This is a genomic window from Haladaptatus sp. CMAA 1909 (assembly GCF_043952005.1).
In the GTDB taxonomy this organism is placed as follows: domain Archaea; phylum Halobacteriota; class Halobacteria; order Halobacteriales; family Haladaptataceae; genus Haladaptatus.
Genome location: NZ_JBIOAV010000002.1, coordinates 771,086 through 796,999 on the forward strand (window position 1 = coordinate 771,086; position 25,914 = coordinate 796,999).

21 protein-coding genes are annotated in these 25,914 nt (G+C 62.6%); 13 read left to right on the forward strand and 8 right to left on the reverse strand.

Annotated elements, in window-relative coordinates:
• Positions 1-6 precede the first annotated feature (6 nt).
• The gene (locus ACGYLY_RS21635) at positions 7-1,269 is read right to left on the reverse strand and encodes an MFS transporter (protein WP_395284481.1); all 1,263 of its coding nucleotides are present in this window, start codon (positions 1,267-1,269) and stop codon (positions 7-9) included.
• Positions 1,270-1,273: 4 nt separating this feature from the next.
• Positions 1,274-2,491, reverse strand: a complete 1,218-nt coding sequence (locus ACGYLY_RS21640) for an enolase C-terminal domain-like protein (RefSeq protein ID WP_395284480.1) — start codon at positions 2,489-2,491, stop codon at positions 1,274-1,276.
• Positions 2,492-2,608: 117 nt separating this feature from the next.
• Here ACGYLY_RS21640 and ACGYLY_RS21645 point away from each other — a divergent pair, with 117 nt between their 5' ends.
• Both ACGYLY_RS21645 and ACGYLY_RS21650 read left to right on the forward strand, forming a co-directional pair.
• The gene (locus ACGYLY_RS21645) at positions 2,609-3,532 is read left to right on the forward strand and encodes a dihydrodipicolinate synthase family protein (protein ID WP_395284479.1); all 924 of its coding nucleotides are present in this window, start codon (positions 2,609-2,611) and stop codon (positions 3,530-3,532) included.
• A gap of 93 nt (positions 3,533-3,625) precedes the next feature.
• The gene (locus ACGYLY_RS21650; RefSeq protein WP_395284478.1) at positions 3,626-5,305 is read left to right on the forward strand and encodes a TCP-1/cpn60 chaperonin family protein; all 1,680 of its coding nucleotides are present in this window, start codon (positions 3,626-3,628) and stop codon (positions 5,303-5,305) included.
• Here the strand turns inward: ACGYLY_RS21650 and ACGYLY_RS21655 are convergent, their stop codons facing one another.
• Positions 5,306-6,862 carry a TCP-1/cpn60 chaperonin family protein gene (locus tag ACGYLY_RS21655; RefSeq protein WP_395284477.1) on the reverse strand — a complete coding sequence of 519 codons (1,557 nt, stop codon included), beginning with the start codon at positions 6,860-6,862 and terminating at the stop codon, positions 5,306-5,308.
• A gap of 142 nt (positions 6,863-7,004) precedes the next feature.
• Here ACGYLY_RS21655 and ACGYLY_RS21660 point away from each other — a divergent pair, with 142 nt between their 5' ends.
• The 7 genes from ACGYLY_RS21660 to ACGYLY_RS21690 all read left to right on the forward strand — a co-directional run bounded on the left by ACGYLY_RS21660 (position 7,005) and on the right by ACGYLY_RS21690 (position 14,219).
• On the forward strand, positions 7,005-8,549 hold the full coding sequence (locus tag ACGYLY_RS21660; protein ID WP_395284476.1) for an extracellular solute-binding protein: 1,545 nt from the start codon (positions 7,005-7,007) through the stop codon (positions 8,547-8,549).
• An 83-nt stretch (positions 8,550-8,632) separates the two neighbouring features.
• Positions 8,633-9,580, forward strand: coding sequence for a carbohydrate ABC transporter permease (locus ACGYLY_RS21665; protein ID WP_395284475.1), 948 nt, complete (start codon positions 8,633-8,635; stop codon positions 9,578-9,580).
• A gap of 2 nt (positions 9,581-9,582) precedes the next feature.
• Positions 9,583-10,410 (forward strand): carbohydrate ABC transporter permease, encoded by an 828-nt coding sequence (locus ACGYLY_RS21670; RefSeq protein ID WP_395284474.1) that lies wholly within the window; start codon positions 9,583-9,585, stop codon positions 10,408-10,410.
• Positions 10,411-10,500: 90 nt separating this feature from the next.
• Positions 10,501-11,676 (forward strand): ABC transporter ATP-binding protein, encoded by a 1,176-nt coding sequence (locus tag ACGYLY_RS21675; RefSeq protein WP_395284473.1) that lies wholly within the window; start codon positions 10,501-10,503, stop codon positions 11,674-11,676.
• A gap of 52 nt (positions 11,677-11,728) precedes the next feature.
• Complete coding sequence (locus ACGYLY_RS21680) at positions 11,729-12,784, forward strand: 3-isopropylmalate dehydrogenase (protein WP_395284472.1); 1,056 nt, start codon at positions 11,729-11,731, stop codon at positions 12,782-12,784.
• 89 nt (positions 12,785-12,873) lie between these two features.
• Positions 12,874-13,776 (forward strand): dihydrodipicolinate synthase family protein, encoded by a 903-nt coding sequence (locus ACGYLY_RS21685; protein ID WP_395284471.1) that lies wholly within the window; start codon positions 12,874-12,876, stop codon positions 13,774-13,776.
• Between the two features lie 62 nt (positions 13,777-13,838).
• Positions 13,839-14,219: a cupin domain-containing protein gene (locus ACGYLY_RS21690; protein ID WP_395284470.1), complete on the forward strand. Its 381-nt coding sequence runs from the start codon at positions 13,839-13,841 to the stop codon at positions 14,217-14,219.
• A 36-nt stretch (positions 14,220-14,255) separates the two neighbouring features.
• On the opposite strand, the gene ACGYLY_RS21695 is transcribed toward ACGYLY_RS21690, so the two are convergent.
• Positions 14,256-15,422 (reverse strand): enolase C-terminal domain-like protein, encoded by a 1,167-nt coding sequence (locus ACGYLY_RS21695; RefSeq protein ID WP_395284469.1) that lies wholly within the window; start codon positions 15,420-15,422, stop codon positions 14,256-14,258.
• Positions 15,423-15,574: 152 nt separating this feature from the next.
• Between ACGYLY_RS21695 and ACGYLY_RS21700 the strand changes: the two genes are divergently transcribed.
• Positions 15,575-16,525: a malate dehydrogenase gene (locus ACGYLY_RS21700; protein WP_395284468.1), complete on the forward strand. Its 951-nt coding sequence runs from the start codon at positions 15,575-15,577 to the stop codon at positions 16,523-16,525.
• Position 16,526: 1 nt separating this feature from the next.
• Here the strand turns inward: ACGYLY_RS21700 and pdxA are convergent, their stop codons facing one another.
• Both pdxA and ACGYLY_RS21710 read right to left on the reverse strand, forming a co-directional pair.
• Complete coding sequence (pdxA, locus tag ACGYLY_RS21705) at positions 16,527-17,549, reverse strand: 4-hydroxythreonine-4-phosphate dehydrogenase PdxA (RefSeq protein ID WP_395284467.1); 1,023 nt, start codon at positions 17,547-17,549, stop codon at positions 16,527-16,529.
• A gap of 43 nt (positions 17,550-17,592) precedes the next feature.
• Positions 17,593-18,912: a DUF362 domain-containing protein gene (locus ACGYLY_RS21710; RefSeq protein ID WP_395284466.1), complete on the reverse strand. Its 1,320-nt coding sequence runs from the start codon at positions 18,910-18,912 to the stop codon at positions 17,593-17,595.
• A gap of 132 nt (positions 18,913-19,044) precedes the next feature.
• Here ACGYLY_RS21710 and ACGYLY_RS21715 point away from each other — a divergent pair, with 132 nt between their 5' ends.
• Positions 19,045-19,836 (forward strand): SDR family oxidoreductase, encoded by a 792-nt coding sequence (locus ACGYLY_RS21715; RefSeq protein ID WP_395284465.1) that lies wholly within the window; start codon positions 19,045-19,047, stop codon positions 19,834-19,836.
• A gap of 4 nt (positions 19,837-19,840) precedes the next feature.
• The gene (locus ACGYLY_RS21720; protein WP_395284464.1) at positions 19,841-20,662 is read left to right on the forward strand and encodes a fumarylacetoacetate hydrolase family protein; all 822 of its coding nucleotides are present in this window, start codon (positions 19,841-19,843) and stop codon (positions 20,660-20,662) included.
• A gap of 56 nt (positions 20,663-20,718) precedes the next feature.
• On the opposite strand, the gene ACGYLY_RS21725 is transcribed toward ACGYLY_RS21720, so the two are convergent.
• Entirely contained in the window at positions 20,719-21,630 is a 912-nt protein-coding gene (locus tag ACGYLY_RS21725) for an NAD(P)-dependent oxidoreductase (RefSeq protein WP_395284463.1), read from the reverse strand.
• A gap of 220 nt (positions 21,631-21,850) precedes the next feature.
• Here ACGYLY_RS21725 and ACGYLY_RS21730 point away from each other — a divergent pair, with 220 nt between their 5' ends.
• A complete protein-coding gene (locus tag ACGYLY_RS21730) occupies positions 21,851-22,957 on the forward strand; it encodes a mandelate racemase/muconate lactonizing enzyme family protein (RefSeq protein ID WP_395284462.1) in 1,107 nt (368 codons plus the stop codon).
• A gap of 963 nt (positions 22,958-23,920) precedes the next feature.
• Here ACGYLY_RS21730 and ACGYLY_RS21735 read toward each other — a convergent pair.
• Positions 23,921-25,885 carry an archaea-specific SMC-related protein gene (locus ACGYLY_RS21735; RefSeq protein ID WP_395284461.1) on the reverse strand — a complete coding sequence of 655 codons (1,965 nt, stop codon included), beginning with the start codon at positions 25,883-25,885 and terminating at the stop codon, positions 23,921-23,923.
• Positions 25,886-25,914: the final 29 nt, after the last annotated feature.

A 25,914-nucleotide genomic window follows, 5' to 3' on the forward strand; every position in this document is an offset into this window, starting at 1 on the left:
CGACGGTCAGTCGACGGCCGGCATCCCCGTCGCCCCAGTCGGTGTGTAGCTCTCGGAGACGAAACGAATCACCAGCGCCGCACCCATCCACGAGAGGAGGGTCGCGGCGAGGAACGTCGTTTGAAAACCCACCACCATCGCGGAGACGCCGAACAGCGGAGGCGCGACGACCCCGCCGAAACCGCGTGCCGTCGACCGGAGACCGATGAGTTCGGATTCGCGGTCGGTGGGGGCCACGTCCCCGATGAAGGAGATGATGCCCGTCTGGAGCGCGGAGAAGGAAGTGCCGAGACAGAACAGGCCGAGTCCGGCGAGGAGCACCTGTCCCGAGAGCGTCCCCGGCATCGCCGTGAGGCCGATAAGGAGCGTGTAGCCGCCGCTCCCGACGAGGCCGGAGACGATGAGGCGCTTCCGGCCGACGCGGTCGGAGAGCCGACCCATCAGGTACATCCCGGCGATTTGGACGGCCGGATTGATCGCGAGGAGGACGCCCATCACGAACGGGGAGACCCCGACGTTCGAGACGAGATAGACGGGAAGCAGACTCGTCATCCCCAGGACGGTCACGCTTCGGAGGAAGGAGGCGACGTACAACCACTGAAGACCGTTCGTTTGCAGGTGGTCGATACCCGTGGTCGGAACGAGTCGGTTGGCCGTTTTCTGTGCAATGAGACCGAGAGTAACCTCGCGATTCTGGTCGGACGTCGGGTCCTCGACGGCGAGGCAGGCGACGGCGACGATGGCCGCAAAGCCGGCGATCAGGAGGTAGACGGTCGAACGAGGGAACAGTTCGATGAGCGCCCCGGAGGTGAACTGGCCGAGCATGAACCCCACCGCGGCGGCGCTCGAAAACAGGCCCACCGCTCGGCCGCGCTCCGAATCGCCGCCCCGTTCGCTGACGACCGTCAGCATCACGGGCAGGAAACCGGCCGCGAAGACGGCGAACAGGGTGCGGAATCCGAGCGATACCCCGACACCGCCGACGAACGTCAATGGGAGTATTGAGACGGCCGCGCACGCCGCGGAGAGGACCAACACCGTTCGTCGGCGACCCGTAACGTCCGCGACGGCACCCCATATCGGGGAGAACACCATCAAACCGAAGAAGTAGGTCGCCGTCACGAGACTGACGGCGAACGGGGTTCCGACGCGGCCGACGTAGATGGCCATGACCGTCCCCATCAGGATGGACCCACCCTTGTTGGCGGCGGCGGCCGTCGCGATGGCCACGTCCTGTCCGCCCGCACGCCGTATCAACCCTGCTGGCACGGTATCACCACCGAGGCTTGTTCGGCAGCCAGTCGCTCCGGCCGATGTCGTCCATCGCGCTCGCGTACTCGGTGGCCATCGAACCGACGCTGGAGTACGCGAGCGGGTCGGATTCCTCGTACCGCCGCCGTGCTCGCTCCAGTTTGTCCTCGTCCAGTTCGACGCCGAGACCGGGACCTTCGGGGGTGAGACAACCGTTTTCGAACGTGAGGGGCGTCTCGATGACGTCGTCGGCCATCCACGGGTAGTGGGAATCGCAGGCGTATCGAACCGTGGGCATGGCCGCCGCGACGTGTGCCATCGCCGCCATGCTCACGCCGAGGTGTGAGTTCGAATGCATCCCGACGCCGAGGTCGAACGTCCGTGCGACCCTATCCAGGTCGACGTTCCCCGACAGACCGCCCCAGTAGTGGTGGTCCGAGAGAATGACGTCGACGGCTTCCCGGCGAACCGCGGGCGCTATCTCGTCGAAATCCACGACGTACATGTTCGTGGCGATGGGATAATCGACGTACTCCTTCAATCGCTGATGGGCGTTCAGGGTCGGGACGGGGTCTTCGAGGAATTCGATGGTGAGGTCGGACTCCCGCAGGCGTCGGGCGATATCGACGGTCGTTTCGACGCTCCACGTTCCGTTCGGGTCGATTCGGAGCGGCGTGTCCTCGCCGAACTCCTCGGCCAGCAGTTCGAGGGTCCGTATCTCCTCGTCGGGTTCGAGGACGCCGCCTTTCACCTTCAGGGTCTCGAAGCCGCCCAGTTCGACGAACTCCCGTGCCTCGCGGACCATGTCCTCCGCGGACAGCACCTCGTACCCGGCGACGGCGGCCGAATCGGGGTCCGAGTCCTCCTGTTTGTAAAAGAGGTACCCCGAGAACTCCACCTCGTCACGGACCTTTCCGCCGAGGAGGTTGTACACCGGTTCGTCCAGCGAGCGGCCGATGAGGTCGTAGAGGGCAGTGTCGATCGCGCCGTAGACCATCGGGTCTTGGAGTTTGAGTTCGAGGGGTTTTCGCTCGAAGGGGTTCGCTCCTTCGACGAGGTGACGAACGTTTTCGAGGGTGTCGCTCTGGTCTCCGTACGTTTCTCCGATACCGACTTCTCCGTCCGCCGTCGTGAGACGGAGTATCGTTCGTGCCGCGACGTCGCTATGACCGCCCCACGAGTTTCGGAGACGGGGTTCCCGGTGTGCGACCGGAAAAACTTCCATGTCTGTGATACGCATATGTGGGTCGTTGACGCACCGCTGCATTAATCCTCGCTTTGGGGGCGATGAGGGAAAACGACCGCCCCTGGAAGCAAGTCTTTTTGTAGTTCGCTAGTAGTACGTCACGTGATACCAATGGACTACGGATCGCTGAGGCAGGACCTCCGAAACGTCGCGTTTACCAATCCGACACCGTTCACCGAAGACGGCGAGGCGGTGCGACACGACGAACTCGCGTCGAACGTCGAATTCATCCGGGATGCGGGCGCGGAAGTGATCGTTCCGTGCGGGAACACCGGCGAGTACTACTCCCTCTCCAACGAAGAGCGGGCCGCCGTCGTCGAAACGACCGCCGACGCCTTCGGCGACGGGGGGACTACCGTCGGCGGCGTCGGCGGGAGCACGAAGAACGCGACGATGCTCGCCGACCGGTATGCCGACGCGGGAGCGGACGCCGTCATGGTGATGCATCCCGTCCACACGTACGTCCACGAGGAGGGCATCCTCGATTACTATCGTACCATCGCCGACCACACCGACCTCGGCGTCGTCCTCTACAAACGCGGGCCGGAACTCACGCACGACCACATCCGTGAACTCTCCGCCCGCGAGAACGTCGTCGCAGTCAAGTACGCCGTGGAGGACATCGCCGCGTTTTCGGACGGCGTGCGAACGACTCCCGGCGACATCGTCTGGATCAACGGCATCGCCGAGCGGTACGCTCCGTCGTTCTCCCTCGAAGGTTCCGAGGGGTTCTCGACCGGCATCGGGAACTTCGTCCCCGAACAGGTGCTCGCCCTTCAGGAGGCGCTCGAAGGCGGCGATTTGTCCCGGGGGAAGGAAATCCGCGATCAGCTTCGGTCCTACGAGGACCTCCGGCAGGAGACGGGGCCGAACAACCGATTCGGTTCCGCGAACAACGTCCCGGCCGTCAAGTACGGTCTCGACCTCGTGGGACAGTACGGTGGTCCCGTCCGCGAACCCCTCGTCGACCTCTCGGAGGATGACCGGGAACGCGCCGAGGAGCGCTATCGATCCATCGTTTCCGCATCGGTGTGAGTAACCGGCGTCTTTACTCCTCGCCCGTCGTTCGTCCCCCCGAACGCCGGTCGGTGGGCAAGTTTATACGTTCCACTTGCAAAATCCGTGTCAATGAATGTCGATGGAACGGAACCCGGTGTCGAGGGCGTCGACAGGAGCGACTGGACGATCCGAGACGAGGAGGCGCGTGAATACATTCGCCGGACCACGCAGCAGGTCGCTTCGCTCGTCCGCTCCACCATCGGTCCGTACGGCCTCGAAAAGCTCGTCGAGACACACGACCTACAGGGGGAACCGGAAGCGGTACTGACCGGGAGCGCCGAGGAGATACTCGCCGCGGTCGAACGAGGCGACGGTTTCAACGACCCCGTCGCCGCCCTGTTCGTCGACAGCGTCGACTCGGTGCAACGGTCGCTCGGCGACGGCACCGGGACCGCGGTTCTCCTCGCGGACGAACTCATCCGTGGCGGCCTCGAGCTGATCGAGCAGGGTCTCCACCCGAGCACCATCGTCGTCGGATACGCGATAGCGGCCCAGCGATCCGGCGAGATCCTCGATACGCTCGCACGGAAGTGCACGCCTGACGACCGTGATACGCTCGCTCGTGTCGCCTCGACCGCGATGACCGCGGACCTCGACGACGACGCCCGCGAACGCTACGCGGAACTCGTCGCCGAAGCCGTCGCCTCGCTCGCCACCGCGGCCGACGGCAGCTGGTTCGACACGGACGACGTCTCGGTGGTCGTCGGAACCGGCGCGACCGGCCGCCTCCACCGAGGGGTCGTCCTCCGACGGCTCCCGGGCGCGGCCCGCGAGCACGAGGACGTTCACGTCGAGTTCGACTGGGAACCGGTCGTCGAGGGAGAACTCACGGACGCGACGGTCGCGATTATGGACGAAACGCCCGCCTTCGGCGAGGCCGCAACGTCCTTCGGTGAGTCCACCGTCTCCCCCGACCAACGCGCCGCCGACAGCCGAGTACTCGCCGAACGTCGGAGCGCGTTCGTAGAGCGTATCGACGAACTCGACGTCGACGTCTTCGTCTGTCGGGACGAAGTCGAGGACGCCGTCGTCGGGGCACTCGAAACGCGCGGAGTCGTCGTCGTGGACCGGGCACAGTATCCGAAATCCGACGTCCACCGCCTCGCACGCGCGACGGGTGCACGCGTCGTATCCAACAGTGAGTACATCGGACGGGACGTCCTCGGGACGGCGGGGCGGGTCACGGAACTCGTACGCGAGGACGAGAAGTGGGCGGTCTTCGACGACTGCGACGGTCCCGTCTACACGCTCATCGCGGGAACCGAGACGGAAACAGCCAGAATCGAGCGGGAACGCACCATCGAGGACGCCCTCGAAGTCGCCTCGGTGGCGGCCATCGACCGGCAGCTACTTCCCGGCGCTGGTGCCGCCGCGACGGCCGTTTCGGTCGACCTCCGACGGTTCGCCCGTTCCGTTTCGGGAACGGAGCAACTCGCCGTCGAAGCGTTCGCCGACGCGTTGGAAGTCGTCCCGGAAGAACTCGCGCGGAACGCGGGGCTCGATCCCGTCGACGCCGTCGCTGCACTTCGTACCGCACACGCGGGGGACGACCCGGTTCCGTTGGGCCTCGATTTGGAAACGGGCAACCTCGCGAACGCCTACGACACGGGTATCGTCGAACCGCGCCGAATCTTCTCGCAGGCCACCGAAACCGCCCGTTCCGTCGCCGAACAGTTGTTGACCGTCGACGCCGTGCTCTTTCCCAACGTCGACGGGGAACGGTTCACCCCCCGAACCGAACACGAGTGATCAGCGGCGCGGGGCGACGGAGTCGTCCTCGTCGCCGAGATTCTCGGCGAAAATTTGCTCGTCGACCCGCAGGAATCGGATTGCAAGGTCGGTGGCGGTGTTCCAAACGGCGCGTCGGAGTGCCGCGGGTTCGACGACCGGGCTCTCGGCGAGGACGTCCCGTATCTCGCCACGGGTGGAGTCCACCCCGATCGCATCACGACCCGTCGAGTGTGCGGCCACGAGACGGGCGATGGCCGTCCAGCCATCCAATCCGCCGTTCCGAGCGAGCGCCCGTGGTACCGCGAGGAGCCCGTCCGCGAACGCTTCGACGGCGAGTTGCTCCTTCCCGGCGACGGACGGTGCGTGGTCGTGAATCGCTCGGGCCGCACCGACTTCGACCGCCCCTGCTCCGGGGACGACTCGTCCGTCCGTCCGCGCGGTGGCGGTCGCACGGACGGCAGCCTCGACCGACCGCTCGAAGGCGTCGGTCGAACGAGGGTCGGGTGCGCGGCAGAACAGCGTGTAGACGGGGGAGGTATCCGCCTGGACGTGAACCATGTCGTGGCCCGCGTGGCGGTTTACCGAGACGGTGCCGTCACCGAGCGTCTCCCGGGAGACGTCATCCAACGAGGGGACGACCATCGCTCCCGTCGCACGCGCGAGGAGGGCGATGTCCGCTTCGTCGAGCGCCGAGAACGCGACGATACCCCGGTTGGCGAGCATGGTGACGACGCGGTCGTTGACCCCACCAGTCGTGAAAACCGCCCGACACCCCGCGTCGGCGACGCGATCCAACGTTTCGATGAACGACGCGCGCTCCCGGTCGCCCACGGCCGCACGGGTCTCGAACCCGTCCACCGAGAAGGCGCGCTCGGACCCGTCCAGTTCGGAAACGTGAGGGACATCGACCTTGCCGGAGAGCACCGCGACACCGGCCTCTCCGACGTTCCGCGGCATCGACCGGACGTCCGGTGACGTATCGACGACGACGCCGGGAACGAGTTTCGATTCGGCGGACGCCGCCCCGACGTGCGAGACCACCGTCACGTTTCGACCGACGTCGGACCCCGGTTCTGCGGCAGCGAGAACGGTATCGACCGCCTCGGTGACGAGGGACGCGGTCATCTCGCGAACTGCCGGGTCACGCGTTCCGGTCAACGCCGTCGCCGCAACGGCCTCCGCGCCGACCGCCGAAAGGGGGCGTGCGTGCGTTCCGACGTACTCGTCCGCCACGGTCATCGCCGCGCGATATCCCCGCTCGATGACCGTCGGGTGACATCCCAGGTCCGCCAGCCGATTCGCCTCGCGGAGAAGACCCCCGAGCACCGTCACGACCGAACTCGCGCCGTCTCCGTGTACCTCGTGAAATCCCTCGACCCCCGTACGGAGGAGTTCTACAGAGGGATTCGAGACATCGAGCCTCTCGATAACGGCGGACCCGGCGGCCGTCGTCGTGACCGTCCCGTCCGCCTCTACGACGAGTTTGTTCGCGCCGAACGGCCCGAGCGTCGAATCGACGACGTCGCACACCGCCCGCACGTCGCCGAGGAGTTCGAATTCATCACCGTTTGTCATGCCTATTCCGTGACTGCCCCCGGCCTTAGGTTTATCGTGGTTCGTCGGTTTCGAATCGAATCATCGATGTTTTGTTTGGAGCGAAGTGAGCGATGATTAATCGGCAAAGTTTATTATACCCTCTTGTTCAAGTAATGATGGGATGCCATTAGATAACACTGGCCAGAACGAAGACAGGTCCCTTTCCCGTCGGACATTTGTCAAGGGAACGGGTGCCACGGCCGCGACGGGGGCACTCGGTGCCCTCGCCGGTTGCTCCAGCGGTGGAAACGACGGCGACGGCAACGGCGGAGACGGAAACAACGATGGAGATGGAAACAACGACGGCGGTGGCGGCTCCGGTTCGACCACCATCCAGTTCATCTCCGGGATGGCCGCCGAGAACTCCGACATTCGAAAGCACTATCAGGATTCGATGAAGGATTTCCAGGAGAAAAACGGGTCGGTAACGGTCAACCTGCAAGCGGTTTCCTATGGGGACATCAAGACGAAACTGTCCTCGACCGTCAACGCCGGGAACCCACCGGCGATAGCGGAGGGAGGCGCACTCGGACTGAAATTCTTCAATCAGGGGAAAGTGCCCAATCACAAGCCGTTTTACGAGAAGACGAAGGGCATGCCCGACAACCTGACCGCCGCAAACAAGGAATCCGCCCAGTTCCGCGGGGACTACTGGTCCGGCGGTGCACAGCGCCACACGAACACCAATCTCGGGATCAACGTGCAAGCGTTCAAGAAGGCGGGTGTCAGCAACCCGAAAAAGGACCTCGCCACGTGGAGCGATTTCTACGGCTATCTCGAAAAGATCGACAAGAACCAGGACATCATCGCCTGGGAAGAGACGGGCGTCTACAACGACCTCGAATCCTACTGGGGCGAGGCACGGACCGCATACACCGACGGGACCGACCCGTGGATTCGCGGCGACCCGAAAGACCCGGACATAGTCGTCGGGAGCGACCACAAGGACGCGCCGAAGACCGACGGCATGGTCAAAAACTGCATCAAGCTCGCGAAGAAGTTCTCGAGCAAGAAGTCCGCGTCGCGGGGTGACGAGGAGATACCGTCGCTCATGCTCACCGACCGCGTCGCGTCCTTCATGTACGCGACGCCGACTGCAAACCGCTGGCGGCAGGTCAAATCGGACGTCAAGTTCGGGTGGCAGGGCGGCGACGGTGACGTGATGTTGCTGCCGGACCCGAAACTCGACCCGGACTACGGTTCCAAGGTCGGTATTTCCGAACTCGAAGGTGTCTCCGGGGAACACGGCGGTCACATGTGGGCCGTAGAACAGCAGACGTCGATCCTCGACACTAGCGACAAGAAAAAGAAAGCGGCGTGGGACCTCAACATGTACCTGCTCACCGACGAAGACTTCGCGCTTCCCGCGTGGGGCGAGTACTACGAGGCGATTCCCGGTTACGCCCCGATGAGCGGCAAGCTGACCGAACAGTACGGCGACAAACTCGCGTCGTGGACCACGACGGCCATCGATAACGTGGACAAGTACGGCAGTCAGTACGCTACGACCGGAGCGGCGTGGGACGTGAAGGGAATGAGTGATATTCGCTGGAACAACATCAACAAGACCATCTCGTCGGCCATAGCAGGTCAGGTTTCCGCGGAGGAAGCTCCGAAGAAGATCAACCAGAAGATCAAGAAAACGTTAAAGGAACAGAACAAATAATCGGTCCAGCTGAATCGTCGACAACTGTTACACGAATAACTATCCAAATCTTTTTGACAGGGGGTATCCAGTGTTTAGGTAACATGGCGCAAGCTGCACAGAGTGCCGAAGAAATTCGACGGAAGTACGGACTGACAGAGGAGTCGGTCTGGGACCGTCTGAAACGGAATTGGACCGGTTACCTGTTCATACTCCCGACGTTCATAATGTTCGCCTTGCTGTTCTACATTCCCATGGTTCAGGGAGTGTGGTTGACGTTCACGAACGCTCAGCTCGGTGGTGCCGGGAGTTTCATCGGCCTCGAAAACTATCAGTGGATGATTACAAACGACCTGTTCGTCTTCGCCCTTGGTTGGTCTATCGTCTTCGTTTTCTCGACGACGCTTCTCCAACTCGGGCTTGGTATGCTTGCGGCCATCCTCCTGAGCGAAGTCAGGGAAGGCTCCCGGGAGTGGTTGAGCGCGATCATCATGTCCCCGTACTTCTCCGCACCGCTCGCGGGCGGGGTCGTTTGGATGTGGTTCCTGAGCCCCGACTTCGGGTTCCTCGCCAAATTTTTGGCCGACATCGGGATACAGAACGCACCGTCGTTCCTCTCCCAAGGATACTGGCCGTACATCTCCATGATCGTGGCACAGGCGTGGCACGACTTCGGGTACGCGGGTATCATCTACTCGGCCGCCGTCATCAACATCCCGAGCGACCAGTACGAGGCCGCCGCGCTGGCGGGTGCCGGGCGGCTCCGTCGGTTCCGTGACGTCACGTTGCCACACCTCATCACGCCGACCATCATTGTTCTCGCGCTGCGCACGGCGTGGAACATCGCCGAGTTCGCCCAGCCGTTCGAGCTAACCGGCGGCGGTCCCGGGACCCGAACCATGCTGTTGAGCATCCTCACGTATCAGGTGGCGTACGTCAAACTGAACTTCGCCCGGGCGTACACCATCGGGATGGTGATGATCGTGCTGGCGATGGCGAGCGCCATCTTCTACGTGACCATCATGAACGAAGAGGAGGACCTCTACCTATAACCATGTTGAACGAAACCAAACGCTCACGATACCTGCTGTACGCTGGCCTGTTCGTCATGGCGGTCTGGGCGCTCCTGCCCTACTACTGGGTCATTCGGACGTCCGTTTTGACCAACTTCGCCGCCATCGACCCATCGACGGGGTACACCCCGTTCTCGCACTTCACGCTCGACCCGTACTTCCAGATATGGAACTCGTTCGCGATGACGACGTACTTCAGGAACAGCATCATCGTCGCGTTGGCCGCGACGGTCATCTCGCTGTTCTTCTCGATTCCCGGCGCATACGCGTTCGCTCGGCTCGATTTCCCGGGACGAAAGTTGTTGTTCTACACCGCGGTGTTCACGATAATGTTCCCGTGGATCGTCATCACGATTCCCGTGTACAACATCTTCTACACGCTGGGGTTGATCAACTCGCTCACAGGTATCATCGTCGCGTTGTCCATCTTCGTCCTGCCCCAGACCATCTGGCTCCTGCAGGGCTTCTTCCGGCAGGGCATCCCGCCGAACATCGAGGAGGCGGCGCTCATCGACGGCCACTCGGAGATCGGTGCGTTCTTGCGCATCGTCCTGCCGCTGTCGCTGCCCGCCGTCGGTGCGGCCGCCCTCTTCTCGTTCCTCACCGCGTGGAACAACTTCCTGTGGGTGTTCGTCCTCACCAGCGATAAGAACGTCCGGACGGCGACGGTCGCCATCCACTACATCCTCGGCAGTGACGCGTTCCGGCAGTGGAACCTGCTGATGGCCGCGGCGGTGCTCCTCGTGTTGCCGCCGGTCGTCTTCTACGCGCTCTCACAGCGCTTCGTCGGGGAGGGCCTCGCCGGGTGATACCGATGCAGGAACACACGTCTCACGCGGTCGAAGTGGTACGGGCCGACAGACAAACTCGTAGCGGTACTGACACGGAGGACCTATAACATGGCAAACGTAGAATTCGACAACGTCACGAAAGTGTTCGACGGCAGTTCGAACACCATCGTCGCGGTAGAGGAACTGGACCTGAAGATTCGAGACGGCGAGTTCGTCGTCTTCGTCGGCCCGTCGGGCTGCGGGAAATCGACGACCCTACGGATGACCGCGGGACTGGAAACCATCACCGACGGCGAACTCCGCATCGACGGACGGCGCGTCAACGACGTCTCGCCGAAGGACCGGGACATCGCGATGGTGTTCCAGTCCTACGCGCTCTACCCGCACAAGACGGTTCGCGGGAACATGGGCTACGGTCTCAATCTGAGCACCGACCTGACCGATGCGGAGGTCAACAGCCGCGTCGAAGAGGCCGCGGAGATGATGGGTATCGACGACCTCCTCGACAAGAAACCGGCGTCGCTCTCGGGAGGACAGCAACAACGCGTGGCGACGGGTCGTGCGATCGTCAGGGAACCCGAGGTGTTCCTCTTCGACGAGCCGTTATCGAACCTCGACGCGAAGCTCCGAAAGCACATGCGAACGGAACTCTCGCGCATCCACTCGGAACTCGACATCACGACCATCTACGTCACGCACGACCAGGAGGAGGCGATGACGATGTCGGACCGCATCGTCATCCTCAACGACGGTCGACTCCAGCAGGTCGGCAAACCCAAGGAGGTATACTATCAGCCAGCGAACCGCTTCGTCGCGGATTTCATCGGGAGTCCCTCGATGAACTTCGTCGAGGTGGAACTGGCGGGCAACACCCTCACCAACAGTGAGAGCTTCAACGTCGATGTCGATGACGAGTTCGTCGATACGCTCCGAAGCGTTTCGGACGATACGCGGTTCACGTTCGGTGTCCGTCCGGAGAACGTCCGCGTGGACGACGACGTCGACGACGCACAAGCCGTACGGACGACCGTGGACGTCGTCGAGGTCATCGGGTCCGACAACTTCCTCTATCTCGACATGGACGGACGGGAGTTCCGCGTCCGCTGTCCCTCCTACATCGAACCGGAGGAGGGTGACGTGATCACGATCACCTTCGACGAAGAAGCGATCCACCTGTTCGACGAGAACTCAGGCGAGGCGCTCGTCCACGGAACCGTCAGCCACGAATCGGGCGAGATGCCGAACCCAGCGAAGGGAGAACAGGAACGCGCGGTCGGCAACTGATTTTATTTCCGTCACCGCTAGTTATTTGTTCCCGTCGTACCCCATTATCGCCATGACGCACGACGTAGCGGTGATTCCGGGCGACGGTATCGGTCCCGAAGTGATCGACGCGGTCCGTCCACTGCTGGAGGACGCCGCCCGAGAGTACGATTTCGAACTCACGTTTACCGACTTCGACTGGGGAACCGAACACTACCTCGAACACGGGGAGATGATGCCGGACGACGGTACCGACGAAATCGCGGACCACGACGCGATCCTCCTCGGTGCGGTCGGTCACCCCGACGTTCCCGACCACGTCACGCTCCGGGGACTGATGCTACCCATTCGGAAGACGTTCGACCAGTACATCTGCAAACGTCCCTCGGTTCTCTTCGACGGCGTCGAATCGCCGCTTCGTGGCTACGATTCGGGCGACATCGATTTGGTCGTCTATCGCGAGAACACGGAGGGTGAGTACGCGGACGTCGGCGGACGTGAACACCGCGGGTTCGACAACGAAGTCGCCATTCAATCCGCCGTGTTCACGCGGACGGGCGTGGAGCGCATCGTTCGCGCCGCCTTCGAGGAGGCGGAGGCGCGCGACGGGAAACTCACGAACGTCACCAAATCCAACGCGCAGGCGTACGGGATGGTCCTCTGGGACGACGTGTTCGACGAGGTGAGCGAGGAATACCCGGACGTGGAAACCGAGCGTCTCCTCGTGGACGCGGCGTCGATGGACTTCATCCGTCGGCCGGACGAGTTCGACGTCGTCGTCGCCTCGAACCTCTTCGGCGACATCCTCACCGACATCGGCGCGATAATCTCCGGTAGCATGGGACTCGCCCCGTCCGCGAACATCAACCCCTCCGATGACGTTCCTTCGATGTTCGAACCCGTCCACGGAAGCGCACCGGACATCGTCGGTCAGGGAGTCGCCAACCCGCTGGCGACGGTCCTCTCCGGGTCGATGCTCCTCGACGACCTCGGCGAGTCCGCCGCGGCCGACGCACTCTGGCGCGCCGTCGCGGAACAACTCGCGGACGATTCGGCCCCGAGAACGCCCGACCTCGGCGGCGATGCGGGGACGCTCGACGTTGTGACCGACCTTCGCGACCGTCTCTGACTCCGAGATAGAGAACCGGACCGGTCCGGAAATCGGCCCGCTCCGACCATCGAGGAAGAGTTAACTTCCCGCATACGAATTCTGTATCCATGTCGAACTTCGATACCGACGGATTCGAGGGCGTATCGTGCCCCCTCGTCACGCCGTACGCCGACGGAGACGTGGACAAAACCGCGCTCGCGGAGTTGGTGACGCGGGTCGATGACGCCGGGATGGACGGCCTCGTTCCGGCCGGGACGACCGGCGAGTTCGCGAGCCTGTCCGACGAGGAGTACGAAACCGTGTTGGAGACGACGGTCGACGCCGCCGACGGGTCGCCGGTTCTCGCCGGGACCGCCGACACCACCGTTTCCGGCACGCTCGAACGAATCGAAACGGCGGCCGACGTCGGTGCGGACGCGGCCCTGATCGTCCTTCCGTACTTCCACGGGGCGAACGACCCGGCGGGGAACGAACGGTTCCTCTCGAAAATCGCGGACGACGCGTCGCTTCCGATATTCCTCTACAACATCCCGTCCTGCACCGGACAGGAGATCTCTCCTGCTACCGTCGAATCCCTCGCCCGTCATCCGAACGTTCACGGGTTGAAGGATTCGAGCGGGGATTTCAACTACTTCCTCGAAGTGGCGGACCGCACGCCCGACGATTTCCGCCTCTTCCAAGGCTTCGACAGTTACGTCGTTCCGGGGATGCTCATGGGTTCTTCGGGCGGCATCAACGCGCTGTCCAACGCGATTCCGGAGACGTTCGTCGCGGCCCGTGACGCGGTGGCCGCGGGGGACGTCGAACGGGCACGCGAAATCGGCGCGGAACGGATCGCACCCCTCTTCCAACAGTGCGTGGACCACGGGTTTGCGCCGGCGACGAAGGCCGCGCTCGAATCGCGCGGGTGGCTGGAAACCGCCGCCGTTCGACCGCCGCTCGTCGAACTGGACTCGGCGGCGAGGGACGAAATCGCATCGAGCGTCCAGCGCGCACTTCGTGAGCCCTGATTCGGCCGCGTTTTCGAGTCCAGCACCCCGACGTTTATCCGCTTCCCATCTCATGTACGCGTATGGCTGACGACTACAGTCTGACCCGAATCGACGACCTCGAACCCGAACCGTCGGCCGGTTCGGGAACCATGCACGTGAACCTCACGGAAGCACTCGGCTGTACCGAGATGCGCCCGAAGGTGTGGTATCTCTCCGAGGGCGACGCGATGAGTTTCCACAGACAGGCCGAACAGGAGGAGTTCTACCTCGTCCTCGAAGGACCGGGTCGCATTCGAATCGGCGACGAGACCCACACGGTCGAGGCGGGCAGTGCTCTCCGCATTCCGCCTGAAACCCGCCGACAGATCAAAAACGACGGTGAGGGCGGCGACGGTGACCACGTCTGGATGGTCGTCGGTGCGCCGCCCGTTCCGGACGACGGCCGCCCCGCCGAGGACTGAACGTCAATCGGCCGTGACGATGCCCGCTCGTTCGTACTACTCGTACACGCGCCCGCCGAGGCGGTTCTCCTGGATGTACTCCCAGTCGTACTCCACGCCGAGGCCCGACCCGTCCGGCACGGGCACCGTTCCCGCCGAATCGATACTGTCGAGTTGGTCGGCGTAGTCGCCGAGGTAGACCGGTGGCTGCGTGTTATCGCACTTCGGCCCGACGAGCGCCATCTCGTAGTAGTTGGCGTTCCGGGTGGCGGCCATACAGTGACGCTGCGCGGGACCCGGTGCGTGGTATTCGACGTCGAGGCCGAAGCTCTCGGCGGCGCGGGCGACCTTTATCGCGCCCGTGATACCGGCGTCGTACTCCGGATCGGCGCGCACGAAGTCAGTCGCGCCGTTCGCGACGAAGTCGGTGTGCGATTCCAGTCCCCTGATGTGTTCGGTCTGGAGGATGGGCGTGTCGAGCTTTTCGGCGAGTTTTCGGTGGGCGTGTTGGCTGATACCCGCGTCGCTGAACGGGTCCTCGTACCAGAAGAAATCCTGTTCGTCGCACGCCTTACCCACCTTCAGCGCGTCGCCCCACGTTTCCAGTTCGCAGGCGGGGTCTATCATGAGGTCCATCCCGTCGCCGACCCGTTCGCCGACTGCATGAACCGTTTCGACCGTCTTCTCGACGTCCAGCCAATCGCCGCCCCAGTCGTGTATCTTATAGCCGGAATACCCCATCTTCAGACACTGCTCCGCGAAGTCCGCGTACGCCTCCGGGGAGTCGAGTCCGCCGTTCCTGTCGCCTTGATACGTCGAGGCGTACGTCGGAAGCCGTTCGCGGTACGTACCGAGGAGTTCGTGAATCGGCGCGTCGTAGTACTTCCCGGCGAAGTCCCAGAGCGCGATATCGATGGGACCCATTCCCATCCGGTCGTACTTGCGGAGCGCTCGCTTGACCTTGCTCCAGTGTCGCTCCCGGTGAAGCGGATTCTTCCCGATCAGATAGTCCGCGAACATGTGAATCTGGGCGAATGCGGGGGAGTTGCCGCCGACGTATTCCCCCGTGATTCCCTCGTCGGTGTGGATTTTCAGGCCGAACAGTTTGCGTTCGATGGCTCCCCCGGGTTCGTAGACGAGACTGAACCCACCCTCGCTGTAGCCGACGTCTTCGACTGGGTAGCTGAACTCGGTACTCTCGATTCGCGTGATGGACGGTGCCATAGCTCATGCCATGAAGACCAGGAACAAGAAGGCTAGTGACGCAGCAATTCTCCCAGTGGTCGCGTTCCGGGTCGGAACGACCCGGTGGAAGACGGAATCGAAACCGGAACGCTACCCGATAAATTTAGTAGTGTGTTACGATATCAACACACATGGAAGTAGCCGTCATCGGCGGTGCCGGCACGATCGGTGCCACGACCGCATATACGCTCACGCTCCTTGCCCCCGATGCCGACGTGACGCTCGTGGACGTACAGGACGACGCGGCCGAGGGTCACGCAATCGACATCCGGACGAGCCTCGGCCACGGCTCACATCCGGCCGGTGCGAGAGGACCGACCGGGAGCGGAACCGTCACGGCCGCGGCTCCCGGTTCCGAGGCCGTCGCCGACGCCGATTGCGTCGTCGTGGCCGCGAGCATCCCTCGCCCCGACGACAGCGCCAAACGCGGAGGACGGCTCTCCTTCTTGGAGCGTAACGGGGAGTTGGTCGACGACATCGCCTCGTGGATGGGGTCGGTCGAACCGCGACCCGTCGTCACCGTGACGAACCCGCTTGACCCCATCAACCATCGGATGTGGCGAGCGCTCGGATGGGATCGACGCTACTGCATCGGCTACGCGCTCTCCGAGACCGCACGCCTCGCCGACCAAGTGGCCCGTCACGCCGACGTCCGTCCGTCGGACGTCACCTGTTACACGATGGGACAACACGGCGAACACCTCGTCCCGCTCTTCTCCCGAACGACCGTGGAGGATGAACCGATTACGCTCTCGCCGGACGAACGCGAGCGAATCTCGGAAGCCGTCAAGGACGTTCCGTACGACATCATGGCGCTCCGTGGTTCCGAGGAGACGTCGCGATGGGTAACCGCCCGCGGCGTCGCTTCGCTCGTCGCGTCCGTGCTCGACGGCGGTCCGGACGAACCGGTCTGTTGTTCGGTGCCCCTCGACGGCGAGTACGGGTACCGCGATTTGTCGCTCTCGGTCCCCGTCCGGCTCTCGGAGGACGGCGTCGAGGAGATAATCGAATGGGAGCTCTCGCAGGCCGAACGCACCGCCCTCGATGAGGCTGCGGAGGCGGTCGGGGAACTCTGTCAGTGATTCACACCCCGTGCGTGCCGCGTGCTCGCCGGTTTCGAACCGCCGTCGTGGCCACTTCGATGGCGTCCTCCATGCTTCTGGGGGAGGCGATGCCCTCCCCGGCGATGTCGAAGGCGGTGCCGTGGTCGACGCTCGTCCGAATGATGGGAAGCCCGACGGTCATGTTGACACCGCTGACCTCGCCGCCCTCGCTGAATCCGAGCATCTTGATCGGGATGTGGCCCTCGTCGTGGTACATCGAGACGACACAGTCGTACGCGCCGCGAGCGGCTTGAACATAGACCGTGTCGGGCGACTCGGGACCTTCGACGTCGATTCCCTCCTCGCGTGCTTCGCTGACCGCGGGTTCGATTTCGGACCGCTCCTCGTCCCCGAGAAGTCCACCGTCGCTCGCGTGCGGGTTCAACCCCGCGACGGCGATACGCGGTTCCGAAAGACCGAGGTCGAGGAGTCCCTCCCGCGTGACCCGAACGGTGTCGAGGACGTTCTCCGTGGTCACGAGGTCGCAGGCCTCCCGGAGCGGGACGTGAGTGCTGACGTGCGTGACGCGGAGGTCTCCCTCGACGAGCATCATCGAGTAGTCCTCGACGCCGGTTCGACTCGCGAGCAGTCCCGTATGACCGGCGTGTTCGCTTCCCGCCATCCGCGTCGCCTGCTTGTTTATCGGGGCGGTGACGATGCCGTCCACGTCTCCGTCGACGGCGAGGTCGATCGCACGTTCGACGTACGCCAAACTCGCGGTCCCGTACTCCTCCCGAAGGTCTCCCCACTCGTGGTCCTCGATGCGGTTCAGGTCGAGGACGTCCAGCGTCCCGGCTTCGAAGCGGGCGTCGGCCACGTCGGATACGGACCGCACGTCCACGTCGACGTCCGTGATTTCGACGGCTTTTTCGACGACTGCGGCGTCACCGACCGCCAGCAGGTCGGCGGTCTCGTGTCCCGTATCGTACGCCCCGGCGATCACTTCCGCGCCGATACCCGCCGGGTCGCCCATCGTCACTGCTAAGAACGGTTTTCCATCCATTGCCGGACGATTGTAGCGCCTACGCTTTACTTTTTCCCGTCGGTCAGTCGTCGAATCCGAACGCGAAATCGCCATCGTCGTCGAACGCGAGGTTTCGATAGTCCCCGATGTCGACGGCATTTCGCTCCGCGAGTTCACGCGCGACGGGTTCCGAGACGTACAGTTCGTCGGGTTCGAGGGTGTTTCTGATGTACCCGACGCGGAGGTCGGCGGGGTCCCGAACGCCGGTCATCGAATAGGCGAGCAACATCGCCGTGCGGTCCGACGGGGAGATTATCGGCATGAAGGCGCGCGACGGCTCGCCGCTCGTCACCGTGTTCAGGTAGGTGTCGGTGAGGTTCACCGACGCGATGACGTCCTCGTGAACGAAGTCGGCCAGCCCCATTCCGATACCGTTTCCGTGGGACGCGGGCGTGATACCGCGGAGGTAAATCCGTCGAACGTCAGGTTTCTCGGGTTCTTCCTCGTCCAGGAAGTTGTATCGGCCGATGACGTTGGTGTCCATGCCGGTCCCTGAAACGTCCTTGCCGATTTCGTCTACGATGAGGACGTCGAGTCGGTCGACGGGAAGTCCCGGAAAGAGTCGTCTGGAGCGGTCGAGGAGTTCGGGTTCGCGGTCGGGGATGTCCTCGACGGCGACACCCTCGATGTGTGCGGCGCGGTCCCGGGCGTTCTCCACGAGGGCGATGCCGCCGACGACGGGAACGCGCTCGAATATGAGGTCGGCGCGTTCCTGAATGACGGTGTCGAGGCCGCGGTCGATGGCGGCGTTGTGCATCTCCTCCGCACCGCGTTGTTTTCCGAGGCCGACCACGGTCATCTTCGTCAACCCCGATTCGACCTCGTTTCGGAAGTCCGTGTGCAACTTCACGCGGTTCGCGACCAGCACGGCGTCGGCGTCGAGCGCGACGGTCGAGACGGGGACGGGACGGCCGACGGCGTCCTCGGCTACTGACTCGACGGCCATGGAATCGCGTATCTCACAGCCGAGTCGGTCCTCCGTGATTCCGTACTCTTCGAGGACGCCGCGTTGGCCCTCGGGGGTCGCCCCGCCGTGGCTTCCCATCGCGGGAAACACGAACGGGTCGAAGCCGCGATCCTGTAGTTCGGCGACGGCCGCTTCGACGAGTTCCGGCATGTCGTGGATACCGCGACTCCCCGCCGTGATGGCCACCTCCGAACCCGCGGACAGTTCGCCGAAGGCGGGGATATCGCCGACCGCCTCGCGCGTGGCCGCCGTCACGTCGTCGACCTGCGGCGGTTCCCTGTGGCGTTCCGCGAAGGCGAACCGCGGAAACGCCTCGATGTCGATATCGTTGACGTCCTCCAGCGTCTCGGAGTCGGGTATCTCCAGTTCCGTCATGTCCATACATCTACGCAGTATCCGCTTAGTTCTGTCCCCGTTCCGATCGGAGACAGTTGCGAATTAACCGGTCGAATACGGCCCTTTGGCAAACAATTATGTATGTGTGGTCGTGCATTCTCATCGTCTACCATGGATTATGAAATGAACGGAAACGTGGCCCTCGTTACCGCGTCGAGTAGCGGGCTTGGAAAGGCGTCAGCGAAGGCGCTCGCGAGGGAAGGTGCGAACGTCGTCATCAACGGTCGAAGCGAGGACCGTCTCGCCGAGGCGAAAACGGACGTCGAATCCGTCGCCACTGGGAGCGTTCTCGCCGTCCAAGGCGACCTCACGAACTCCGACGACATCGACCGCCTCGTCGAACGGACGGTCGAGGAGTTCGGCGGAATCGACCACCTCGTGACCAACGCCGGCGGCCCGCCGAGCGGCGCCTTCATGGAGATGGACGACGACGACTGGTACGACGCGTTCGACCTGCTCGTGATGAGCGTCGTCCGTCTCGTCCGCGAAGCGGCCCCGCATCTCCGCGAGGACGGCGGCGGCACCATCGTCACCATCACCTCCCGGAGCGTCAAGGAGGCGATACCGTCGCTCGTCCTCTCGAACGCCGTCCGCATGGGAGTCATCGGCCTCGAAAAGACGCTCTCGAAGGAACTCGCGCCGGAGGTACGGTCGAACGCGGTTCTCCCCGCGCCGCACGAGACTGCCCGGCAGCAGGAACTCATCCAGGCGGCCGTGGACAGAGGAGAGTACGATAGCTACGAGGAGGGTCTCGAAACGAAGGGCGACATCAACCCGCTCGGGCGCATCGGCGACCCGATGGAACTCGGCGACCTCGTCGCGTATCTGTCGTCCGAGCAGTCGAGTTTCCTCAACGGGGTCGCCATCCCCGTCGACGGCGGACAGGGCGCGTCCAACCTCTAATCCCATGACACGACTTGCACGAACCATCGACGGCAGGCCACTGCTCGGCGACGGGGACGGGTTCGTTCCGCTCTCGTCCGCCGACCCGTCACTGACGACCATCCGGGACGCGCTTCCGCTGGCGGCCGCGGGCGCACTCCCATCGCCCGACGAGGCGGCGGCGAGTCGCGTTTCGGCGGAGGACCTCGCGTTCGCTGCGCCGCTCGAACGACCGGGGAAGCTCTGGGGAATCGGACTCAATTACGCCGACCACGCGTCCGACCTGAACGAGGACAGTCCGACGGAGCCCGCGAGTTTCATGAAACCGTCCACGACGGCCACCGGGCCCGGCGGACCGATTCGACTCCCGTCGCGCGACATCACGGACCGCGTGACCGCCGAGGCCGAACTCGCCCTCGTCATCGGCCGGACGTGTTCCGACGTCGACGAGGGTGACGTCGACGACGTCATCGCCGGCTACGTTCCGGTCATCGATATGACGGCGGAGGACATCTTGGAGCGCAACCCTCGCTTTTTGACCCGCGCGAAGAGTTTCGACTCCTTCCTCGTGTTCGGCCCTTCGATGGTGACCCCCGACGAGGTCGGTTCGCTCGAAGAACTGTCGGTCAGAACCGTCGTCAACGATGCGGTCGCCGCCGAGAACGAGATTCGAAACATGATGACGTCGCCGCGCGAACTCGTGTCGTTCCACTCGAACGTCATGACGCTCGAACCCGGGGACGTCATCTCGACCGGAACGCCGGGTGCAAAGCACATCGTTTCCGGTGACAGCGTGAGAGCGGAAGTCGAACGCGTCGGAACCGTCGAGGCGGACGTCGTCGGCTGACGACCGATTGAGCGACCGCCGAAGCGCCCGACCGTCCGAGGTAAGTCAGTCGAAAGTCACTCGTCGGTGTGTCCCCCTTTCCCGGCCATCATTTCGAGGACTTGCATCACGCCCGAGTTGTCGTCGCGTCCCATGTCGTTCTGAACCATCGTCTTGTAGAGTTCGTGAGCCATTCCGGTCTGAGGCATGGGCGCGCCGAATTCCTCCCCGGCGTCGGTGGCGATTTTGAGGTCCTTGTACTGGTATTTGGCGAAGAACCCCGGTTCGAATCTTCCCTGAATCATGTTCGGAGCGCGGTTGTCGAGCGTCCAACAGCCCGCGGCACCGCCGCTGATGGCGTCCACGACGGCCTCGCGGTCGGCACCCGCCTGATCCGCAAACACCAACGCTTCGCTCACGCCCACCATCTGAGCCGCGACGACGATTTGGTTCGCCGCTTTCGTCGTCTGGCCGGCGCCACTCGACCCGCAGTGATTGATAGTCTCGCCGACGACATCGAGGAGAGCCATATGCTCGTCCAGTGCGTCCTCGTCGCCGCCGACCATGATCGAGAGGCTGCCATCGATCGCGCCCGACTCGCCGCCCGAGATGGGCGCATCGAGCATCGTCACGCCCATTTCCGCGAGATCCGTGGCGATGGATTCGGCAACCGTGGGAGCGATAGTGGAGTGGTCGATGACCGTCATGCCCTCGCTCAGACCATCGATTATCGAGGAATCCTCGTCTTCGTTGCCCAGCACGACTTGTTCGACATCGGGCGAGTCGGGCAGGCACAAAAGGACGACATCGCTCTCTTCGGCGACGCCTGCCGGGGAACCACCGTCCGTCCCGCCATACCGGACGAGTTCTTCTGTAGGCTCGTTCGAGCGGTTGTGACCGATAACCGGATACCCGGCGTCGAGCAGGTTCTTCGCCATCGGTAGTCCCATGATTCCAAGTCCAACGAATCCGATCGTCTGTTTCGACATACTAAGTAGCGTTTGTACCGCGATATAAAATGTATTCCCCAAACAGTCTGACATTTTCGAAAAATCCACGGGGAAACGAACGCCTCACATTCGACTGAACGCCCGGTATCGAAACCGAACGCGTGGATAGTGTCGATAAGGGAGTGGGAGACATCTTTCGGCTATCATTTCATCGTCGGAAAGGTTTTACACGGTGCGTGTGAAAATATAACATACCCGCATGAGAATCGCAGAAGTCGAGAGCTTTGCCGTATCGATCCCGTTGAAAGAACCCGTCGCGTTCGCGACCCGCGTCGTCGAAGAACGGGACCACGCCATCGTGTACGTCCGAACCGAGGACGGGACCGAAGGCGTCGGTTACACGCTCGGATACGGCGGTGCCGACGTCGTCGCACAGGCCGTCGAGAGCGTCCTCGCACCGATGGTCGAAGGGGAAGACCCCCGCGATACGTCGCGGCTCTGGCGCGAGATGTTCGACGGCACGGTCCAAATCGGTCGCAAGGGGGTGATGGTCAGGGCCATCTCCTGTATCGACACCGCGCTCTGGGACATCAAGGCGAAAGCGGCCGGGATGCCCCTGTACAAACTGCTCGGTGGACACGCGGACGAGGTTCCGGCGTACGCCAGCGGGGGGTACTACCGCGAGGGAAAGGGTCTCGACGGACTCCGCGAGGAGATGGAAACGTACGTCGACCGGGGCCACGACGTCGTCAAGATGAAAGTGGGCCGAAAATCCGTCGAGGAGGAAGTCGAGCGGGTTCGCGTCGCACGCGAAGCCATTGGCCCGAATCGGACGCTTCTCATGGACGCGAACGGGAAGTGGAGGAACAAGCAGGAGGCCGTCCGTGCCTGCCGAAAGTTCGCCGAGTACGACCCGTACTTCATCGAGGAACCGGTCATGCCGGACAGCCTCGACCTTTATCGCGAGGTCAACGATGCACTCGACTACGCCGTCGCTGGCGGGGAACTCGAGTTCAGTCGGTACGGTTTCACCGACCTTCTCCGCGAGGATGCCGTCGAAGTCGTCCAACCGGACGTTTCGGTCGTCGGTGGAGTGACCGAATGGATGCGCGTCGCCAACATGGCCGCGTGCTACGACGTCCCGGTCGCCCCGCATTACAACTGGGACCTACACATTCAACTGCTCGCCGCCATCGAGAACGGACTCTGGATAGAGTACTTCTATCGCGACTCCGATGTAAAGGCGTTCGATGACGTGTTGAAACACCCCATCGAACCCGAAGACGGCATGATTCAACTCCCCCAGCGTCCCGGCCACGGCGTCGAACTCGACCGGGACGCTCTCGAGCAGTATCGTCTCGGCTGACCGCGCCGATCGTTAATCCCCGATAGTCGGCGTCCACGTCCGCATTGGGGAGGGAACGAAACGATCTTTGTTCGGCGTGAGACGCCGATGAAGGAACATCCGTCGTTCGTCGGGTCAGCATGCAACGTATCGGAAACGATGGCACGTCTCATTTCCAAAACCGTTCTTAATAGTAGAACGCGAATTTCGACCGGAGAAATCGATAATTGGCCACCGAACCACGTATGGATCGCCGATATTGAACCAGTGTGCATCTCGATTCGATGGATGATTCACTCAGAAATAACCGCTTGTCCGAAGAAGTATCCGGAAACCAGACACCCGATGATTATGGATGTGCGGTTAAACGGTCCACACGGGCAGGAGAGGCCACATTCGTTACACGACACTGATTTCGGTTCATTCGGAGGTCCGACGGCACTCACGGTATATTTTCCTCATACGGAGCGTCGTCAAATTGGGTTTCGATGACAGCCAAATCGGTTCTGTAAAAGAAAATACGGAATTTCGAAATGCGTCCGAACGCCTTCCCGTGAATAAATTCCCGAAAAATCGTCGAGCGGCGACGTCCATTACAACAATAAGGCCGAATTCATTCGGTGGGTCGCGGTGAGAATCGCCCGTCGACTGAATCCCTCGTCACCCCACCTATCGAATCGCCTCCACTACTAAGACGTACTCTTTCCGGTAGTCCGGAAACGCAGATCTCGAATACGAGCGGTGAAAACCGTTCTACACCCACTCGAATGGGCCACCGACCCGCTTTCGAATCGCGACTTTCCAATCCTGTTCTGACATTTAGAATCGGTGTCTTCGCGTCTCGAAGCTCATCCGTTGAAATCCGTGTTACAGTTACGGATGGAGACGGCCACAGCGAATCGCTAGAAACGGATCCATTCGACTGTCGGGCGTCTGTCGTCGGATCGGAGTCATCGCGAAAAAACCAACGAGCGACCGTATGGCTTAGATTTCGGTCACGCGCTCGTGCTTCTCATCGACGGCGGCGGCGTCCTCGGGGAGCAGTGCGGCGACGAGGTAGCCCGCGGATTCGCTGAAGTAGTCGATAAGGGCCGCGATGCGGTCCGAATCGATGGCTTCGAGCGAGTCGAGGAGAATGAACGGAACGATATCGTACACCTCGTGGACGAGGTAGCCCGCGAGAGCGAAGACGAGGCCGGTCACCTCCCGTTCGCTTTCACTGAGATGGTCGATGGTGTCCTCGTAGGTCGTCCCCGACTCCGTACTTCGAATCACGTGGAGATCGAACACGCTCTTCGTCGATTTCCGGCGTCCTTCCCGAACCTCCCGTTTGGTTCGGTCGATCCAGATCCGTTCGAGATTCTCGTAGTCGAGCAGGTCGAGAACGGTCGCCATGTGTTCGTTGAACTGCTCGACCGCTTGCGTTTCGATCTGTTCGATGCGAGTGCGGAGGTCCGCCAGTTCGTCACTGATCTCCTCCCGTCGCGCTTCGAGCTGCTCCCGGTCGCCGACACGTGACTCGATATCCGCGATTTCGTCTTCGACCTCTTCGAGGTCGGATTCGAGTCGGCCGAGTTCGAACTCGATCTGGTTCGCTTCCCTGTGAAGGTCCAGGACGTCGCTGTACTCCTCCTGTTCGAGTTCCTCGACCGCCTCTTCGAGGGTTTCGACGTCGTCCGTGAGGGCCGTCCGCGTCTCCCGGAGGTCATCGAGACGGGCCTTTCGGTCCTCGATTTCGGATTCGAGTCGGCGACGTCGTTGTTCCGCCTGTTCGCGCTGACGCTGCGTCGCTTCCAACTCGCTCTTTTCCTCGCGGAGGTCCGAAATCTCGCTGTCGAGCGCGTTGCGCTCCGAGAGCTTTTCCTTGCGGAGGTCGCGAAGTCGTTCGATGGTTCCCTCGATGGTTCGTTCTTCGACTTCCGTTCCGCACGTCCAACAGACGACCGTCTTCGTGTCTTCCACGAGTTGGTCGGTGACGGAGCCGTCGGAATGCGACTCGTGATCGTCGCCCGACTGCAGTGCAGCGAGTAGCTCGGGACTCGTACCCTCGAGCATCTCCTCGTTGAACTGAATGACCGTCTGGAGCTCCGTCATGGTCGAGTCCAGCCGTTGTTTCTCCTCCCGTCGCTTTCGGATCTGCTCCGTTATCGACGATAGTTTCTCCTCCGAGACTTCGACACCTTCGGCGGCGTCGTCTTCGAGGGAGTCCATTTCGTCTTCGACCGCTTCGATGCTCTCTTCCTCGGTAGTGATGTTGTAGCGAACGTCCTCGAGGCGTGAGCGAGTTTGACTCAGTTCGTCCAGTTTTTCGTCGAGCTCGGCCTTCTCGGACTTCGACTCGCCGATATCCGCGTCCGCTTCTTCCAGTTCGGCCTCCTTCTCCGCGAGTTCGGTCCGTTTCTCCTCGATATCGTTCTGGAGTTGGGTTCGTTTCTCCTCGAGACCGGGCAGCTGCTGTTTGAGCGAGTCGAGTTCGGACAGTTCGTCGTCGAGCTGCTGCCGTTCGCGTTTCAGTTGTTCGATTTCGGCTTGAATCGCGTCGGTGTCGACGGGTCGCATGATGAGATCGCGGAGGTCGTCCCCACGTGCGACGGCTCGGCGGGCCTCGTTCGATTCCAGCAGAAACGCGAACAGGTCGGCGAGTTCCGGATCTTCGAGATACGGGTCGCCCCCCATCGAAATCGTTCCGTTCTTTCGCCGTAGCGTCCGCGTGTACGTCTCGTCACCGAAGGTCAGTTCGGCCCGTCCCTCCTCGGCATCCCCTTTCAGCGACGACTGGTCGCTGCCAAGCGTCGCCATTATCGCTTGGAGCAGGGACGTTCGGTTCGTCGCGTTGCGACCGGTGAGGGCAGTCACGCCGGGGGAAAAGCTGACTTCCGTTTCGTCGATACCGCCGATGTTATGGACGCTCAGATTCACCTGATTCACCGCTTGGTCCGATAGTTGCATATGGACTCGTTGTGGCTCCTCCAATATAA